This window comes from Blautia sp. HCP28S3_G10, assembly GCF_052065235.1.
GTDB lineage: Bacteria > Bacillota > Clostridia > Lachnospirales > Lachnospiraceae > Blautia_A.
Window position 1 is genome coordinate 1 of record NZ_JBQHUL010000022.1, and the last position, 15,965, is coordinate 15,965.

Below are 15,965 nucleotides of genomic sequence, written 5' to 3' on the forward strand. Positions count from 1 at the left end.
ACTTAAATGCTCTAGAACAATTTTTTTCTTAAGCTCAAAGTTATATTTTGCCATAAGAAAACCGACCTCCAATAGTTAGATTTTTTCGTCTAACTTCTGGGGGTCGGTTCACTAAGCGGTTATTTTTGATAGATATTCTAAATAGTAAAACGGACTAACCGTCTATCGGTAGCACTCTTTTTCTATAATCATATTAGCACGCATATGTAGAAATGTCAAAAAGTTCTTTTTCCATAGTATGTAATACGAATTTGAAAAGTTACTTTGAAAATACTTATAAGCCGAAAAAATACACCAGTACCAGCTTAATCACAGCAGCTCCACCAAAAGCAACAACTGCAGTTACAACTAATTGCATAGGTTTTGGGAAATTTTCGAACACAAAAACTTTCCTACTCTTGCTCCGCACCTTGCTTAAAGATCCTGTCGTAAATGCTGCCATCATTATGACTGACACAGATACCAAGGTCTCACAATAGCCGGCAAGCTTTCCTAACACATCATTATACATATATGCACCTGTTTCATGCAGAATCCAGTATAGAACCAATGCACAAACTCCCATGACACTTTGGAGCTTCCATTTCCTTAAAAATCTTCTCTTTCTCTGTAGTTGCATAATCTGACATTGTTTTATCAATTTTTCTTTCTTCTTCGTTCATCATCTCGCTTTTCCTTTCTCCACTGATAATCTCAGGAATGCTGATATCATAATAATCTGCAATATCCACAAGAATACTGATATCCGGCATATTGTTTCCGGTTTCCCATCTGGATACGGTCCTTCCAGAGACATTTAATATTTCTGCCAACTGCTCCTGTGTAATGCCTTTTTCTTTGCGAAGTTTTTTAAAAAATTCCCGATTTTTACTTGGTTCACCTCAACTCCTCCTTTCATCATCAAATATAGAATCTGTTATCTGCAAATAACACGACACAAAGCGAGAAATGTCGTATTTTCACTAATAGACACAGTTGTCTATGTGTTTTTCATTTTTTCAATTATACAAACTGAAATTTGTTTGTACAATGTTCAAGATATAACTGTTATTATGTCTTGATTAGAGTACAAACTCATATAAGAGGAACTTCCTCGGTACTCCAATATCAACATATGTGATTTCAACCTTATCCACATACTTAAATCCAAACGACATATACATTTTCTGTGGAATATCATTTCCCTCTATGCAATCAAGACGAATTGATTTAAGGTTTCTTTCCCTTGCTGTGTCTATTGCGTGTTGAACTAACTGCTTCGAGTATCCACGACCTCCATATTCCGGAAGGACACGCAAGGCATGAAGAACTACTGTCTCGTTATCATTTGCATCAATAAGCCATTTAACTGCGTGATACGCCTCATCACGATCATGATTTATAATATACGCCGCAACAATTCGACCATCTTCAATACCGATAAACTGATTTCTCTCTTTGATTGCATCTTTGATCATTTCATCTGGAGGAAAACCACCTTTATCTCCCTCCGGCAGAAAATCTTTTCCGCTCAAAACTTTACACATAGCGTCATAAAACTGTCGCAATTCTATAAAATTTTTCTCTTCTGCATATCTGATAATCATAGAAATCTATCCCTCCAACTTCTAAGTTGTAAGTTTCTTTACTATCATATCTTTAAAACTTGTTTTGCTTTCGCATTAACAAATTGGATAATTGGGCCTGAAATGATAACTGTAATAAGCGTGCATACACCAAACTTTCCGCCAAACAAAACACCTGCAACAACAACCAAAATATCCAATGCCATTCGGACAAATTTAATCTGCCAGTGATTTTTTTCTGCTAAAGCAAAAGTGACTGCCTCATAGGAGCCTCTACCAAGGGATGCCGACGCATATAGTCCTGTTCCGACAGCAAACAAAACCACTCGTGAACTACTCAGCAACAAGTTACCAGAGCATCTGAAATCTGGCGGGATACCGCCTTTTTTCAGGGTGCGTCCATGACACCAATACTGCTTGCCTTTCGGCTATGCAGCTACTTTTATTATTTTGGGATTTTTCAATCCGGTTACGGACAGTTCTTTTTGCTTTCCGGATACGGAAAGATATTTCCGCAGGATATTAAATGCGCCTACTGCATCTGCATTGTATCTTACTCCGTCAGTTATATACACGCCCCGTTCTTTTCGGTTTGATGCTACTGCATATCTTTTTGATACTCCCGGTGATAATGGACTGCACTGGCTGGTATAGCTTTCCTCTTGTTTTATCAATTGGATCCCATACAGTTTCAGCTTATATTCCAGCATGATATACAGCCTGTTATATGGCAGTCCGTGTAACTTCTGGTTGGTCTTATGCCCCATATCTTTCTCTTTACGGATATTTCGGATGTCTCCCACAACCACACAGCAGATATCTTCTTTTCTGCAGTATTCTGCAATCCATCTGGTCACTTTGTGAAGGTAATCCTTCACTGCATTCTGCTTTTTCCTGTAAAGTCTCTGGATATGTTTCGATGATCTTGGATATTTTATACCTTTCTCTGACTGCTGGGCATACCATACAGACTGAACCCTGGCAATCTCTTTATGAAAATATCTTTCCAATGAAAGATATTTCCTTCCAAGGATAAAACTCCTGCCATTTCCGGAATCATAACAGGTCATCAGATTGTGAAGACCAGGATCAACAGATAAATAATGTCCATTCTGGGAAAGCTGCTCTGGTTCTTCGATCTCACAGATAACGATAAGGTCACATTTACCGTTTTCCGGTGGATAGATCCGCAGCTGTTTTATATGATCCATGTTCCTGAAAATCTTATTTTCAAGATATAGAAATTTTTCATGGATCCCGTATGTTTCTTCCATGTAGCTTTTCAGATCCTTTGGCAGAGACAGCCGCAACTGGTCTGAACCTTTCTCATGCCGGATCCCCATCTGCATATATGTGACAGGTATATTGTCCTGTTTAAAACAAGGCGGATTTGGTTCTTTGATCCCTCCGGTCTTTTTCAGTACATAGAAAGATTTCCATGCTTTGTCCAGCTGCTTGCAGGTCTCCTGCGCTGTCTGTGACGGAAGCTGTCTGTACCACAGATCTCCTTTATGTGCTTTTTTCTGATAATACCAGTCAGGATACTTTTCCAGTCCCAGCTCTTTATAATGATGGCGTTCATAGTTGCAGACGTTCCAGAGTTTGGAAGCTGCATAACACATATGACCTATGATATTGGAATATTCCTGACTGATCCTTATAGACGTTTTATGTGACAGCAGCATCTCCATTCTCCTTCTGATTCATAATTTCTACTATGTTTATATCATAGCACAAAATGCTCTTGCTTTTCAACGCAGACCTGACCTGCTTACTTCTGAAAACAAATACAATGATCAGGAGATATAAGGAATCAATTTTTGTTGTCATATTTTTTTTGCGGATACGCACAATGCTGCGCTTTCATCTCCGGTAATTGAATTGCCGAGGATTACCACTTATTGTCCTAACAACATAATTAAAAAATTGATTCACTTATAGGTACTGTAAATATGGCAGCTAGCAAACAAATCTACACAGGTACTGTATACAATCTGGTACAACACAGTTCCTATATGAATCTGACTTTTATCGTAAATGAGCGCAAACAAAATCATTCCCAATGCTACAACAAAAGATACTGTGCCAATGCTTATGTGAAATGTTCTTGCAATCCCCTGCCACAGCACCGCAAGCGTAGCTCCGCCAAATCCAGCATACAGTGCAAGTGTAATTCCATAAGCCGCAATTATAGAACCTATTACAAGGATTGCCAATTTCTTTAGTGTTTTTTTATTGTTATTTTTCATTGACTTTTAATTCAAGTACATCCGGACGGGCATAATGTCCGATTGCATCATGCTCCATTTTGCAGGCGGCAGGCAAATTCATATCAAGTTCTGCGTAAATGATAGTTTCTTTATCCCAGACAGGTTTTGTCAAATAATGCCCATATGGATCAATAATGCAGCTTCCTCCTCTGCACACAAGTCCTGGAAGTTCAGATACGATATTATACTCCTGCAGATCAGAAGGGTATGAACTGCGTCTGATAATCATATCAGCGTTGATAAAGAAACATTTTCCTTCGATTGCAATATGCTGAATGGTGGCTTGCCATTCCGGATTGTCATTGGTATTAGGTGAAATATAAATAGTGATTCCTTTTTGATAAAGTGCCACACGGGCAAGTGGCATATAGCTTTCCCAACAGATCATGCTACCAATCGGTCCCCATGGCGTTTCAGTAACAGGAAAATACTCTTTATCCGCATCTCCCCATACAACACGCTCAGAGCCTGTCGGCTTCAATTTTCTGTGCACCTTATATGACCCATCCGGTTCAAAAATAACATTACTGTTATAAAGTGTTCCACTAACGGCATCTCTCTCAGAAAAACCAAGGCTGATGTATGCTCCTGTTTCCCTGGCTGCTTCTGCAAGCTGCTGGAATTCCGTCTCTCCAGCAACAACAGAAGCATCATAATATCGTTTCCAATCTTTTCGTCCATACTCACTTCGTTTTCCTACACTAAACCCAAAATTCATTCCAACAGGATATCCCGGAATAAAAAGTTCTGGAAAAACAATTAAGTCCGGCTTTTGAGTTGCGGCCTCATTAATATATCGAAGCGCCTTTTTCAGCGATGCACTTTTATCAAACATTACCGGTTCTGCCTGCACCAATGCGATTTTACAAATATTATCAATATCTTTCATGCTAATAATTCACTCCTCGTATGATTTTCTTTAGGTTTAAATCATCTGAAATCTATATCACTGTATATCCGGCATTTAATAATACAGCTAATGATTTTTCAAAATCCGCATCTTTCACTAAAATATAATCTGTGTTGAATGTAGATACCGCAAAAATTCCAATTTTATTATCTGCAAGTATTCCAGACAACTTTGAAAGAATGCCAATGAGTGAAAAATCCAAAATTCCTTGAATACGGAAACCACGCCACCCATCTTCACGTTCTATTGTGTTTTCAGGAACGTCATTTGTTTCACACACAAGAGAAATTTCTTCATCTGTTTTACCAATGAAGTAGAATTCCTTGCTTAAATCTATATCATCAATGTTTTTGACTTTACATACCGTTAGCAACCGCTCTAATTTATTTAATACCAGTAAATTACTCTCCTCCAAAATACCGATTTATCTCTTACATTTTATCATATTCTATCCCAAAACTCTATTCTTAGATTGCCAAAGAGCAGCCTTCCGACTGCCCTTTCTGCTCACATATACACGCTCTCTTTCAACACAATTTTCTCCGCACATGCCTTTATATTATTTATCAATCCAACCCATTTCATCAGATCCTGCATTTTCAGTTGTTCCGTCACACCTTGTTTTTCCTCAATCTGCTTTACCAAGGTTTCCACCTGCTCTCTGGTCTCCTGATCGACTCAGTTCAGATGTGCCGTCAGCTCCCCAGTCATCAATAAATACTGGTATCGTGCCGGTCTATGCTCTTTCAGGAACTGTTTCCGCAACATTCCGTATTTACCATATGTCGGTTCTCCCTCATTCACTGCCAGATCTGGCAAGTAATAGTCTCCATGCAGTGTGTAACTTAATCCATTACTTTCATCATAAATGTGCTTTTTCATCAAATAACTGCTCTTCTTCACGCACTGTATCTAGCTCTCTTTGTATTTGGTTATATGCTTGCTTTGTTTTCTGATATTTGTGTTTCCATTTTTCTACTTCTTCGGCAAGTTCTTTAACCTGTGCAGCCATCGCAGCAATTTTATTTTTCACCTGAGTAAACAGTGGTTTTATTTTCTTATCCCGGTAAGTTGTTGCACGTTCCAATGCACCAGCTTCTGGAAGTAGAGTTTTCACTGTTCCATATTCCTTTATTTCTTTGCTGACATTATCCATTACCGGCTGTAACCGTTCTCTGCGTTCTTCCAGGCTATGCAGATCTTTCTCGGCTTTTTCCGCACGCTTCTCAGCTTCCTCTTTATCTAACTGCCTGCTCCTTGTCATCTTTTAAAAGCTGGATATCAGCTCTTGCTTCCGCAATCTGTGCAGTCAGTCCTTCTTTCTCAGCAGTAAGATATTCTTTCTCCTGTTCCAGTGCCTGTACTTCCTTTTTACGCTCTTTTTTCTTAAAATTATAAACGTCCAGATGTTCCTCATGAGTACCTTTCTGTTCCCATTCAATTCCATGATGCTTTGCAATCTCTGCCAGGACTTCTTTTTCATGATTTATCCACTGATTCAGTTCCATATCATGCTTATTTCCGCCTTGAAATCCAAGACTTTTTAATGCCTGTTTCATCGAAACTCTGGTATCCATTCCTTTACCATTCCAACTAGTCACATAAGGAATAAAATCAATATGCAGATGTGGAGTAGCTTCATCCTGATGCAGATAACAGCTAAATACCCGAAGTGTCGTATTCCGTTTCTGGAAAGCTTTTACATACTCATCCAGTACCTTTACAGCCAAATCTCCTGCTTTTTCATAGCCATACATTTTTTCAGCCCAAAAGACTCTTGGAATTTTTCCTGCCATGGTAATAAATCCCTTATCTGCAAGATCTTTATTCAACTCTTTTATCCTTTTATAGGCATATGACTTTGAACAATTTAAATCTTCCACTACTTCATCAACACCCATCATATATTTGTAGTTTGCCATATTGTATTCTCCTTTCCTCGCCAGACATTAAATACGTTTAATGTATTCTTATGATGTACGATTATCGTAATTTTGTAATATATGAAAAAGGAGGATTCTATGGGTGACGGTAAAAATTTAAAAAAGTACCTTGATGAAAAAGGCACAAATGTCCGTAAAATTGCAAAGGCAACCGGCATCGGTGCCACAACCTTATATTCAATTATTCAAAAAGATTCCAATATTCGATTTGATTTTGCTTTAAGACTTGCAAACGAATTGCAAATTGATGTAAATGAGATATGTTCTGCCAGTCCATTTTCTGGCACAATTAAGGAAGAAGAGATTTATCCTACACTTCCAGACGGTTTGAACGGAGCATTAGATGCAAGTCGTGTAAAGACTTACTTAAAAAATTCTATGTACCCGTTGATGTATCTTTTCGGTAAGAACAATATGCCTGATGTAGACAATCTGCTTACATCATTCTATCAGCATGATGATGAAGCCAGACAGGAAGTTGTGGAAACAATCCGTCTGAAGCTGCAATATCATCGTGATCCGGAACGTGCTGAACAGATCAAACAGATCAAAGGCTGGTAAAAAAATCACTCCTGTGAATAGCAAACATTCGCAGGAGTTTCTTTTTGGCACCGTTTTGGCACCGCTGGTCTTATTTTTCAATTTTAAATTTATCTTTACTTAGTCTTATTGATAAATTTCCTTTAATCTCCGCATTGAAAATTCATAGGCGATTTTACTTTCCGCCCAACAGAAAAACCCCGGAAACCTTACGGTTCCGGGGTATCTTACGTTTGGACACAACGTTATCTTACGATAACAAATCTATATTCAGATTGTATTACTCAATGATTGTAGCAACACGTCCTGATCCTACAGTACGTCCACCTTCACGGATAGCGAAAGTAAGACCCTGGCTCATAGCGATTGGGTGGATCAGTTCGATTGTCATTTCGATGTTATCTCCAGGCATGCACATTTCTGTTCCTTCTGGAAGGTTGCAAACACCTGTTACGTCTGTTGTTCTGAAGTAGAACTGTGGACGATAGTTATTGAAGAATGGAGTATGACGTCCACCTTCATCTTTTGTCAGAACGTAAACCTGAGCTGTGAATTTTGTATGGCATGTAAGTGTTCCTGGTTTAGCAAGAACCTGTCCACGCTCGATTTCGTTTCTCTGAACACCACGAAGAAGAGCACCGATGTTATCACCAGCCTGAGCTTCGTCAAGAAGTTTACGGAACATTTCGATTCCTGTAACAACAACTTTACGTGTTTCTTCTTTGATACCAACGATTTCAACTTCTTCAGATACATGAAGAACACCAGCTTCTACTCTACCAGTAGCAACTGTTCCACGTCCTGTGATGGAGAATACGTCCTCTACAGGCATAACGAACGGTTTGTCTGTGTCACGCTGTGGATCCGGGATGTAGCTATCTACTGCATCCATAAGTTCCATGATCTTGTCTCCCCATGGGCCAGCTGGATCTTCAAGTGCTTTAAGAGCAGATCCCTGGATAACCGGGATATCATCTCCTGGGAAGTCATATTCGGAAAGAAGTTCACGAATTTCCATCTCAACCAGTTCAAGAAGTTCGTCATCATCTACCATATCACATTTGTTCATAAATACAACGATGTAAGGAACACCTACCTGACGAGCAAGAAGAACGTGCTCTTTTGTCTGAGCCATAACACCATCTGTAGCAGCAACAACAAGGATAGCACCATCCATCTGTGCAGCACCAGTGATCATGTTTTTAACGTAGTCAGCATGTCCTGGGCAGTCAACGTGTGCATAATGTCTTTTTTCTGTCTGATACTCAACGTGAGCTGTAGAAATTGTGATACCACGCTCTCTTTCTTCTGGAGCTTTATCGATATCTTCAAAGTTTTCTACTACGTTTCCTGGAACTCTTTCAGCCAGAACTTTTGTGATAGCAGCTGTTAAAGTTGTTTTACCATGGTCAACGTGTCCGATGGTACCAATGTTACAATGCGGTTTGTTTCTCTCAAACTTAGCCTTTGCCATTTTAAAATATCCTCCTTAAAACTTTGCTCTTTCTTTCAGAGCATTTTTATATCAGTTTTAGACTTGCTATCCTTGATTATATTGCAAATCAAGGATATTTGCAAGCATTTTTACATATATCAGTCTTTCTTAGAAAGAATCTTTTCCTGTACGGACTTCGGAACCTGTTCGTATTTCTCGAAGAACATGGAGTAGTTACCACGTCCCTGAGTTCTGGAACGAAGATCTGTTGCATATCCGAACATTTCGGAAAGCGGAACATATCCACGGATCATCTTACCGCCGCCGATATCATCCATACCTTCGATACGACCACGACGGGAGTTGATATCACCGATAACATCACCCATGTAATCTTCCGGAGTAGTAACTTCGACTCTCATGATAGGCTCAAGAAGAATCGGAGCACCCTTTGCCATAGCATCTTTGAATGCAAGAGAACCTGCAATGTGGAATGCCATTTCAGAGGAATCGACTTCATGATAAGAACCGTCATATACATTTGCATGAATGCCGACTACAGGGAATCCACCCAGAATACCAGCCTTCATAGCTTCTTCGATACCTTCACCAACTGCCGGGATGTATTCCTTCGGAATAGCACCACCAACAACAGTAGATTCAAATTTATATATTTCCTCACCGTTGGCATCCATAGGCTCGAATTTAACTTTACAGTGACCATACTGTCCACGACCACCAGACTGTTTAGCATATTTGCTGTCTACATCTACGGCCTTGGTAATGGTCTCTTTGTATGCAACCTGAGGAGCACCTACGTTAGCCTCTACCTTGAATTCACGAAGGAGACGGTCAACGATGATTTCCAGATGCAGCTCACCCATACCAGCGATGATTGTCTGACCTGTTTCCTGATTTGTATGTGCACGGAATGTCGGGTCTTCTTCTGCCAGTTTTGCAAGAGCTTCACCAAGTTTTCCCTGGCCAGCTTTTGTCTTAGGCTCGATTGCAAGCTCGATAACCGGTTCCGGGAATTCCATGGACTCAAGGATTACCGGGTGCTGGTCATCACAGATTGTATCACCAGTTGTGGTGAATTTGAATCCGATAGCAGCTGCGATATCACCGGAGTATACTTTGTCAAGTTCCATACGTTTGTTAGCATGCATCTGAAGGATACGTCCAACACGTTCTTTTTTGTCCTTAGTTGCATTAAGCACATAAGAACCGGAATTCATAGTACCTGAGTATACACGGAAATATGCCAGTTTACCAACGAATGGGTCTGTCATAATTTTGAATGCCAGAGCAGAGAATGGTTCTTCATCAGAAGAATGTCTCACGATCGGGTTGCCTTCCAGGTCAACACCCTCGATTGGAGGAATGTCTGTTGGAGCAGGCATGAATTCAATGATTGCATCCAGAAGTTTCTGAACACCTTTGTTTCTGTAAGCAGTACCACAGCAAACCGGTACAGCTGTACATTCACAGGTAGCTTTACGAAGAACTGCTTTTAATTTATCATTAGACGGTTCTTCACCTTCCAGATATTCCATCATTAAATCGTCATCCAGTTCGCAGATTTTCTCTACGAGCTCTGTATGATAAAGTTCTGCTTCTTCCTGCATATCTTCCGGAATATCTGTGATGGAAATGTCTTCACCTTTCTCATCATTGTAGATATAAGCCTGCATTTCGAAAAGGTCGATAATTCCTTTGAATTCATCTTCTTTTCCGATTGGAAGCTGTAAGCAGATAGCGTTTTTGCCAAGACGAGTCTTGATCTGATCTACAGCATTGTAGAAGTTTGCACCCAGGATATCCATCTTGTTGATGAATGCCATACGAGGTACATTGTAGGTGTCAGCCTGACGCCATACGTTTTCAGACTGAGGTTCTACACCACCTTTTGCACAGAAGACGCCGACAGCGCCGTCAAGTACACGGAGTGAACGCTCAACCTCTACGGTGAAGTCTACGTGTCCTGGTGTATCAATGATGTTGATACGATGTTCCAGGGCACCTGGTTTTTTCTTGCAGTGATCCTGCAGAGTCCAGTGACATGTTGTAGCAGCGGAAGTAATTGTGATACCTCTCTCCTGCTCCTGCTCCATCCAGTCCATTGTTGCGGTACCTTCATGAGTATCACCGATTTTGTAGTTAACACCTGTATAATAAAGAATACGTTCTGTAAGAGTTGTTTTACCAGCATCGATATGAGCCATGATACCAATATTTCTGGTACGCTCAAGCGGGTATTCTCTGCCTTCTTTTCCAGCCAATTGGATTTCCTCCTTGATTAGAAACGATAGTGAGCAAATGCTTTATTTGCTTCAGCCATCTTGTGCATGTCTTCTTTCTTCTTAACAGATGCGCCTGTGTTGTTCATTGCATCCAGAAGCTCGTTTGCAAGTCTCTCCTCCATTGTCTTCTCGCCTCTTTTACGAGAATAGGTGGTGAGCCAGCGAAGAGCCAGTGCCTGACGTCTGTCTGCTCTTACCTCGATCGGAACCTGGTAAGTAGCACCACCGATACGTCTTGCTTTTACTTCAAGAAGAGGCATGATGTTGTTCATTGCTTCTTCAAAAACTTCGATAGCTGGTTTGCCAGCTTTTTCTTCGATTCTGGCGAATGCACCGTATACAATCTTCTGAGCTACACCTTTCTTACCATCTAACATGATGTTGTTGATAAGCTTTGTAACCACTTTGTTATTGTACATCGGGTCTGCCAGAACGTCTCTTTTCTGAGTATGTCCTTTACGTGGCACGTTACTTCCCTCCTTAATCAAAATGATTAAATCATCGGTACTCACTTTCAAAACTAAGGTGTTCGCACTGGTAAAGTCCTATATTAACCCGCAACCGACAGGGTATATGGAATACCGTACAATATTTATAGCTATTAGTGAATTTTCAATGATTACTTTTCAAAAATTTACTTATTTCTTTTTAGGTCTCTTAGCACCATATTTGGAGCGGGCCTGTTTTCTGTTTGCTACACCTGCGGTATCCAGTGTACCTCTGATGATGTGGTATCTGGTACCAGGTAAGTCTTTAACACGACCACCACGGATAAGAACAACGCTATGCTCCTGAAGGTTGTGACCTTCTCCTGGGATATAGCTTGTTACTTCGATTCCGTTGGAAAGACGAACTCTGGCGATCTTTCTAAGAGCTGAGTTAGGTTTTTTAGGTGTTGCAGTTTTAACTGCTGTACAAACTCCACGTTTCTGTGGTGCAGACTGTTCAACAGCTTTCTTTCTTAAAGAGTTGAATGTTCTCTGCAGAGCCGGTGCTGTAGATTTCTTTACAGCTGTCTGACGTCCTTTTCTTACTAACTGGTTGAATGTTGGCATTCCATTTCACCTCCCGATTATTTTCTCCATGATCTTTCATGGGGCTTTGCGGTTGCTATTGTCAAATTATGCGCACAAAAAACAGCGTTCCTGTTGCACGCCTGCTCATTATATCCCGTATAAATACTGCTGTCAAGGGATTTTACGTGATTTTTATTTTTATTTAGTGTTTTCTCATTCTTGCTTTTTATTTTTCTACCTATTATAATAATTATCACTCGGTTACTGACAGACATGTAACATAAAGAAAGAGGATTTTTATGAAACCTAAACTTAATATTCACACAATCGTTCTTTGTCTGACGGGCATTCTGTTTATCGCCGGACTTTTCTACATCAGTTGGACTATCAGACAACAGATTAATTCTGCTAATTCTGATTTCTCTACTTTTGAAGAACAGCTTCAGGACCAGAAAAACTCTCTTGAATCTGCCCAAAGCGCATTTGCATATGCCATACAGTCCGAAAAGGATATTCTGAACTGGCGCGCACACAAAGCTGACGGGATATCTTCCGCAGCTCAGGAAGCTGATCCTGATCCGAATGCGTCTTCCGATACAAAACCTTCTATCTTCAGTCAAAACACAGCACCTGAATATAATGATTTCTCAGATGAGAATGCTGACTCTGACAGCAATAATATCTGGTCAGATTCTGATGACACTTCTGAAAATTACGATTCAGATCAACCAGTAGCCTGATCTCTCAAAAATACTTCATATATATAAATTTTAGAAAGGATATTTTTATGAAAAAAAATCGCCAGAAAACACCAGTTTTTCTTTATATAGTAATAATACTACTCGCCCTTGTAATCCTTGCTCTCGGCGGACTGACTCTTATGTCACTGAATGATCTTGCAAATCTTCGTTCTAAAGTATCCAATCTTCAAACTACGGTTCAGGAAATTTCAGATATTTCTTCTGCTCTTATCGATCAGGCACAGGAACTTAGCAGTCTGAAAGAACAGGCTGCTTCTTCTGAGACATCTGAAGTAGAATCCGAAGCCCAGGAAGAAGGTACTATTTCACCATCCCATTCACAGTCTGAAGCAGAATCTTCCACTGACGAAAGCATGAATAATCTTCTCTCTCAGATTCAGCCTCTGCTCCCGCAAAATAATGGTTCCTGGTCTGTATATGTATGCAATCTTATCAAAAACACTGATGGAAGCATCAACAGCCAGCCAATGCAGGCTGCCAGTCTCATAAAATTATATATTATGGGTACTGTATATGAAAATTATGAAACCCTGTCTGAAAACTACGGTGCAGATACGCTGAACAGCTATCTCAATCCTATGATCACAGTCAGCGATAACGATGCTGCCAATACTTTGGTAAATATGCTTGGAAACGGTGATGATTCTGCCGGAATGGCTGCTGTCAATGCTTTTTGTCAGGAACACGGATATTCAGATACTTCCATGGGACGTCTGCTTCTTCACAGTAACGAATACGGAGATAATTATACTTCTGTTAATGATTGTGGTCGTTTTCTCAGAGAAATTTATCAGATCAATGCAGGAACTGCCCAGGAGATTACTCTTTCTCATGCTGATGCCATGTATGGTCTTCTGAAAATGCAGGAACGGCGCAACAAAATTCCTGCAAATCTTCCGGAAGGTGTCAGCGTTGCAAATAAAACCGGAGAACTTGACAATGTAGAAAATGATGCCGGAATCATATACAATACTGCCAAAGGCATCGATCTTGTAGTTTGTTTTATGTCTGAAAATCTTTCCGATACAGGAAGTGCTCAGGCTGCAATTGCCCAGGACTCCCGTATGATTTACGGCTATTATAATGAATAATTTCTACAGCATTTCTGCATAAATACACCCCTGTTTTACAAAATACATACACGTAAAACAGGGGTATTATATTTTCAGGCATTTACTTATTTTTCCTCTTCATATGACATTTCCCAAATATCGGCAAAAACGGCCAGGGGGCAGTCTGTAAGAAGACACATCAGAAGAAAACATTCATATGGATTTACTATATAAATATCACTCATTCCACATTTATGTAAAATTTTCTGAATCTCTTCAAGGAAGTGATGATATCTGGTATAGGGATCTTCATCCTGCATCTTCTGTGACACTATAAAAAATTCCAGCGTAATAAGATCAAATCGTTCTACAGGAAACTTATGATTGAGAATGCTGTTTATCCTCTGTCTGCTGAACCTTTTCTGACTGAAATGTTTTGCCAGTATTGAAGCCGACATTTTTTTGAGATTTCCCATCTTATTGACCGGAATTCCGCTACAGATAACTTTTTCCACATCAGAATCTGAAATGTCCGAGATACTCCACACTTTATTTCTTTTCTTTTCCTCTTCATCACCCTGATACATTTCAGCGATAATTTTTTTTGCCTCAGTCAGTAAACGCACAAATTCCTGAAACGCCTGACTCTTTTCAGACATCGGATCATCTGTGCCAGCTTTAACATATGCAAGATATTTCAGAAGTTTTTCTTCCGTATCCAGATTCTGCTTACCGGCATATACCTGCACAGCCTCCTGATAATTCTGATCTGGTGTAAGTTCCAGATATTTTTGCTTCAGTTCCTCTGCTTTGTGATATCCCTCATGGTTATCATAGCAATACCAGTAAATAACCTCAGCCGGATTATGGAAATCGAAATCCTGTTCCCTTAATACTCTGGTCAGAAAATCTGAAACATCCTCTGCTCTCATTCGAAGTCCAAATCCAAGGAGAAATACAGTTTCTCTTTTTACGGAAGCTTGCGATAGCCAGTTATTAACCAACGAAGTTAGTTTTGTTGAAGTCGGATTCATTGATTTCGGAGTACATGTTTCGTGAAAAGATTCTATTACGATATCCCGATAAATATCCTGTGTAACTTCATTATACGGTTCTTCCAATCCGGCCCTCTCATATATATATCTTTTCAGATGATCTCCAAATGAAACAAGTTCCATTTCTTTATAAAGATAATGAAAAATAACATCCGCATCTTCATCTTCAAATTCTTCAAGGCTCACTACCTGTCGAAATCTCTGTGCTGCTTTTCGTGTAAATTCAAAATCCTTCACTGAATCAAAAGCCACAGTCTGTTCAAAATCCAGATCCTGCATTCGATTTTTCATTTTATATCACCTTCGTATCTTTTATGAAACCAGTCTGTCAGTCGCTGGAGCCATGTTTTTTCTGATTCTGTTATTTCACAAAGTACAATTGTTATATTGTCCCTTCCGCCTTTTTTCAAAGCACGCTCCAGAAGAAGTTCTACGGTTTCTTCTACAGAAATTTCTCTTGTAAGAACATCTGCAATCTCTCCGTCAGAAAGCATATCTGTAATTCCATCAGAACAAAGCAAAAATCGGACACCTATTGCAGCTTCCTGTTTTGTAATTGAAGGTTCAAGACCCATATTTTCCTCAGGAATTCCCACATACTGTGCCAGAGGTGATTTACCAAATAGTCCACCACCCAGAACATGATCAGTAGAAATTCGCCTGAAATGTCCTTCTTTTGACAAATAAATCCTGCTGTCTCCGAGATTACAGCCATAAACAAACTCCTCTCCAAAAGCCAGAACAGCTGCTGTAGTTCCCATACTGCTGATTTTATTTTCTTTGCTGTAATTACATACGGTGCGATTCATTTCATTACATAAATCTATGAGAAAATACTCCGGTTCTTCTCTGAACATTGTCTTATTTAAACTATAATGCTGTCCACAGGTCTGGGCTGCCAGATAAGCTGCCATTTCGCCACAACTTTCTCCTCCCATCCCATCAAATACTGCCATCACCGGAATCTCTGACTGTTTTATGCGACCACTCTGAATATGGCTCATTCCCTGATTTTCTGATGAAAGACTTTCTCCACAGCACCAGAAGTTATCTTCATTATTATTACGTACCTTTCCAGTATGACAGGTATATGCATACTCAACCTGATATGCCAT

General features: G+C 39.8%; 19 protein-coding genes and 1 pseudogene. 3 read left to right on the forward strand and 17 right to left on the reverse strand.

The window, feature by feature from the left end:
- Nucleotides 1–274 precede the first annotated feature (274 nt).
- From ACTNB8_RS10090 to ACTNB8_RS10140, 11 genes and pseudogenes are all read right to left on the reverse strand, one after another.
- Nucleotides 275–511, reverse strand: a complete 237-nt coding sequence (locus tag ACTNB8_RS10090) for a hypothetical protein (RefSeq protein WP_441054326.1) — start codon at nucleotides 509–511, stop codon at nucleotides 275–277.
- Nucleotides 512–524: 13 nt separating this feature from the next.
- The gene (locus tag ACTNB8_RS10095) at nucleotides 525–812 is read right to left on the reverse strand and encodes a helix-turn-helix domain-containing protein (RefSeq protein WP_441054328.1); all 288 of its coding nucleotides are present in this window, start codon (nucleotides 810–812) and stop codon (nucleotides 525–527) included.
- A gap of 249 nt (nucleotides 813–1,061) precedes the next feature.
- The gene (locus ACTNB8_RS10100) at nucleotides 1,062–1,586 is read right to left on the reverse strand and encodes a GNAT family N-acetyltransferase (protein WP_441054330.1); all 525 of its coding nucleotides are present in this window, start codon (nucleotides 1,584–1,586) and stop codon (nucleotides 1,062–1,064) included.
- A gap of 44 nt (nucleotides 1,587–1,630) precedes the next feature.
- A complete protein-coding gene (locus ACTNB8_RS10105) occupies nucleotides 1,631–1,891 on the reverse strand; it encodes a hypothetical protein (RefSeq protein ID WP_441054332.1) in 261 nt (86 codons plus the stop codon).
- 102 nt (nucleotides 1,892–1,993) lie between these two features.
- The gene (locus tag ACTNB8_RS10110; RefSeq protein WP_441054334.1) at nucleotides 1,994–3,250 is read right to left on the reverse strand and encodes an RNA-guided endonuclease InsQ/TnpB family protein; all 1,257 of its coding nucleotides are present in this window, start codon (nucleotides 3,248–3,250) and stop codon (nucleotides 1,994–1,996) included.
- A 246-nt stretch (nucleotides 3,251–3,496) separates the two neighbouring features.
- Complete coding sequence (locus tag ACTNB8_RS10115) at nucleotides 3,497–3,814, reverse strand: hypothetical protein (protein ID WP_441054336.1); 318 nt, start codon at nucleotides 3,812–3,814, stop codon at nucleotides 3,497–3,499.
- On the reverse strand, nucleotides 3,804–4,724 hold the full coding sequence (locus tag ACTNB8_RS10120; RefSeq protein WP_441054338.1) for a carbon-nitrogen hydrolase family protein: 921 nt from the start codon (nucleotides 4,722–4,724) through the stop codon (nucleotides 3,804–3,806). The genes ACTNB8_RS10115 and ACTNB8_RS10120 overlap by 11 nt, the downstream gene beginning before the upstream one ends.
- A gap of 52 nt (nucleotides 4,725–4,776) precedes the next feature.
- Complete coding sequence (locus ACTNB8_RS10125; protein WP_055298413.1) at nucleotides 4,777–5,142, reverse strand: ACT domain-containing protein; 366 nt, start codon at nucleotides 5,140–5,142, stop codon at nucleotides 4,777–4,779.
- 110 nt (nucleotides 5,143–5,252) lie between these two features.
- A pseudogene (locus ACTNB8_RS10130) lies at nucleotides 5,253–5,627 on the reverse strand (TnpV protein).
- Complete coding sequence (locus ACTNB8_RS10135) at nucleotides 5,608–5,901, reverse strand: hypothetical protein (RefSeq protein ID WP_441054340.1); 294 nt, start codon at nucleotides 5,899–5,901, stop codon at nucleotides 5,608–5,610. Before ACTNB8_RS10135 ends, ACTNB8_RS10130 begins: the two are co-directional and overlap by 20 nt.
- Before the next feature lie 82 nt (nucleotides 5,902–5,983).
- Nucleotides 5,984–6,667, reverse strand: a complete 684-nt coding sequence (locus ACTNB8_RS10140; RefSeq protein ID WP_441054342.1) for a plasmid recombination protein — start codon at nucleotides 6,665–6,667, stop codon at nucleotides 5,984–5,986.
- A 99-nt stretch (nucleotides 6,668–6,766) separates the two neighbouring features.
- Here ACTNB8_RS10140 and ACTNB8_RS10145 point away from each other — a divergent pair, with 99 nt between their 5' ends.
- A complete protein-coding gene (locus ACTNB8_RS10145) occupies nucleotides 6,767–7,249 on the forward strand; it encodes a helix-turn-helix domain-containing protein (RefSeq protein WP_441054344.1) in 483 nt (160 codons plus the stop codon).
- A gap of 259 nt (nucleotides 7,250–7,508) precedes the next feature.
- Here ACTNB8_RS10145 and tuf read toward each other — a convergent pair whose 3' ends face one another.
- From tuf to rpsL, 4 genes are all read right to left on the reverse strand, one after another.
- Nucleotides 7,509–8,702: an elongation factor Tu gene (gene tuf, locus ACTNB8_RS10150; RefSeq protein ID WP_441054346.1), complete on the reverse strand. Its 1,194-nt coding sequence runs from the start codon at nucleotides 8,700–8,702 to the stop codon at nucleotides 7,509–7,511.
- A 119-nt stretch (nucleotides 8,703–8,821) separates the two neighbouring features.
- A complete protein-coding gene (gene fusA / locus ACTNB8_RS10155; protein WP_441054348.1) occupies nucleotides 8,822–10,945 on the reverse strand; it encodes an elongation factor G in 2,124 nt (707 codons plus the stop codon).
- A gap of 17 nt (nucleotides 10,946–10,962) precedes the next feature.
- Nucleotides 10,963–11,433 carry a 30S ribosomal protein S7 gene (rpsG, locus tag ACTNB8_RS10160; RefSeq protein ID WP_044925146.1) on the reverse strand — a complete coding sequence of 157 codons (471 nt, stop codon included), beginning with the start codon at nucleotides 11,431–11,433 and terminating at the stop codon, nucleotides 10,963–10,965.
- Nucleotides 11,434–11,604: 171 nt separating this feature from the next.
- On the reverse strand, nucleotides 11,605–12,021 hold the full coding sequence (gene rpsL / locus ACTNB8_RS10165; protein WP_005423305.1) for a 30S ribosomal protein S12: 417 nt from the start codon (nucleotides 12,019–12,021) through the stop codon (nucleotides 11,605–11,607).
- Nucleotides 12,022–12,281: 260 nt separating this feature from the next.
- On the opposite strand from rpsL, the gene ACTNB8_RS10170 reads away from it, so the two are divergent.
- Together ACTNB8_RS10170 and ACTNB8_RS10175 are read left to right on the forward strand one after the other, a co-directional pair.
- The gene (locus tag ACTNB8_RS10170) at nucleotides 12,282–12,722 is read left to right on the forward strand and encodes a hypothetical protein (RefSeq protein ID WP_441054351.1); all 441 of its coding nucleotides are present in this window, start codon (nucleotides 12,282–12,284) and stop codon (nucleotides 12,720–12,722) included.
- A gap of 47 nt (nucleotides 12,723–12,769) precedes the next feature.
- Nucleotides 12,770–13,834, forward strand: coding sequence for a serine hydrolase (locus ACTNB8_RS10175; protein ID WP_441054353.1), 1,065 nt, complete (start codon nucleotides 12,770–12,772; stop codon nucleotides 13,832–13,834).
- An 86-nt stretch (nucleotides 13,835–13,920) separates the two neighbouring features.
- Here ACTNB8_RS10175 and ACTNB8_RS10180 read toward each other — a convergent pair whose 3' ends face one another.
- Nucleotides 13,921–15,141, reverse strand: a complete 1,221-nt coding sequence (locus tag ACTNB8_RS10180) for a hypothetical protein (RefSeq protein ID WP_441054355.1) — start codon at nucleotides 15,139–15,141, stop codon at nucleotides 13,921–13,923.
- Nucleotides 15,138–15,965 carry a PP2C family protein-serine/threonine phosphatase gene (locus ACTNB8_RS10185; protein WP_441054357.1) on the reverse strand — a complete coding sequence of 276 codons (828 nt, stop codon included), beginning with the start codon at nucleotides 15,963–15,965 and terminating at the stop codon, nucleotides 15,138–15,140. The genes ACTNB8_RS10180 and ACTNB8_RS10185 overlap by 4 nt, the downstream gene beginning before the upstream one ends.

What these genes read in the sequence shown, in the direction of transcription:
- ACTNB8_RS10090 (WP_441054326.1), bottom strand. Translation starts at nt 511, where the DNA reads ATGTATAATGATGTGTTAGGAAAGCTTGCCGGCTATTGTGAGACCTTG.
- ACTNB8_RS10100 (WP_441054330.1), bottom strand. Translation starts at nt 1,586, where the DNA reads ATGATTATCAGATATGCAGAAGAGAAAAATTTTATAGAATTGCGACAG.
- ACTNB8_RS10110 (WP_441054334.1), bottom strand. Translation starts at nt 3,250, where the DNA reads ATGCTGCTGTCACATAAAACGTCTATAAGGATCAGTCAGGAATATTCC.
- ACTNB8_RS10115 (WP_441054336.1), bottom strand. Translation starts at nt 3,814, where the DNA reads ATGAAAAATAACAATAAAAAAACACTAAAGAAATTGGCAATCCTTGTA.
- ACTNB8_RS10120 (WP_441054338.1), bottom strand. Translation starts at nt 4,724, where the DNA reads ATGAAAGATATTGATAATATTTGTAAAATCGCATTGGTGCAGGCAGAA.
- ACTNB8_RS10135 (WP_441054340.1), bottom strand. Translation starts at nt 5,901, where the DNA reads ATGGATAATGTCAGCAAAGAAATAAAGGAATATGGAACAGTGAAAACT.
- ACTNB8_RS10140 (WP_441054342.1), bottom strand. Translation starts at nt 6,667, where the DNA reads ATGGCAAACTACAAATATATGATGGGTGTTGATGAAGTAGTGGAAGAT.
- ACTNB8_RS10145 (WP_441054344.1), top strand. Translation starts at nt 6,767, where the DNA reads ATGGGTGACGGTAAAAATTTAAAAAAGTACCTTGATGAAAAAGGCACA.
- tuf (WP_441054346.1), bottom strand. Translation starts at nt 8,702, where the DNA reads ATGGCAAAGGCTAAGTTTGAGAGAAACAAACCGCATTGTAACATTGGT.
- rpsL (WP_005423305.1), bottom strand. Translation starts at nt 12,021, where the DNA reads ATGCCAACATTCAACCAGTTAGTAAGAAAAGGACGTCAGACAGCTGTA.
- ACTNB8_RS10170 (WP_441054351.1), top strand. Translation starts at nt 12,282, where the DNA reads ATGAAACCTAAACTTAATATTCACACAATCGTTCTTTGTCTGACGGGC.
- ACTNB8_RS10175 (WP_441054353.1), top strand. Translation starts at nt 12,770, where the DNA reads ATGAAAAAAAATCGCCAGAAAACACCAGTTTTTCTTTATATAGTAATA.
- ACTNB8_RS10180 (WP_441054355.1), bottom strand. Translation starts at nt 15,141, where the DNA reads ATGAAAAATCGAATGCAGGATCTGGATTTTGAACAGACTGTGGCTTTT.
- ACTNB8_RS10185 (WP_441054357.1), bottom strand. Translation starts at nt 15,965, where the DNA reads ATGGCATATCAGGTTGAGTATGCATATACCTGTCATACTGGAAAGGTA.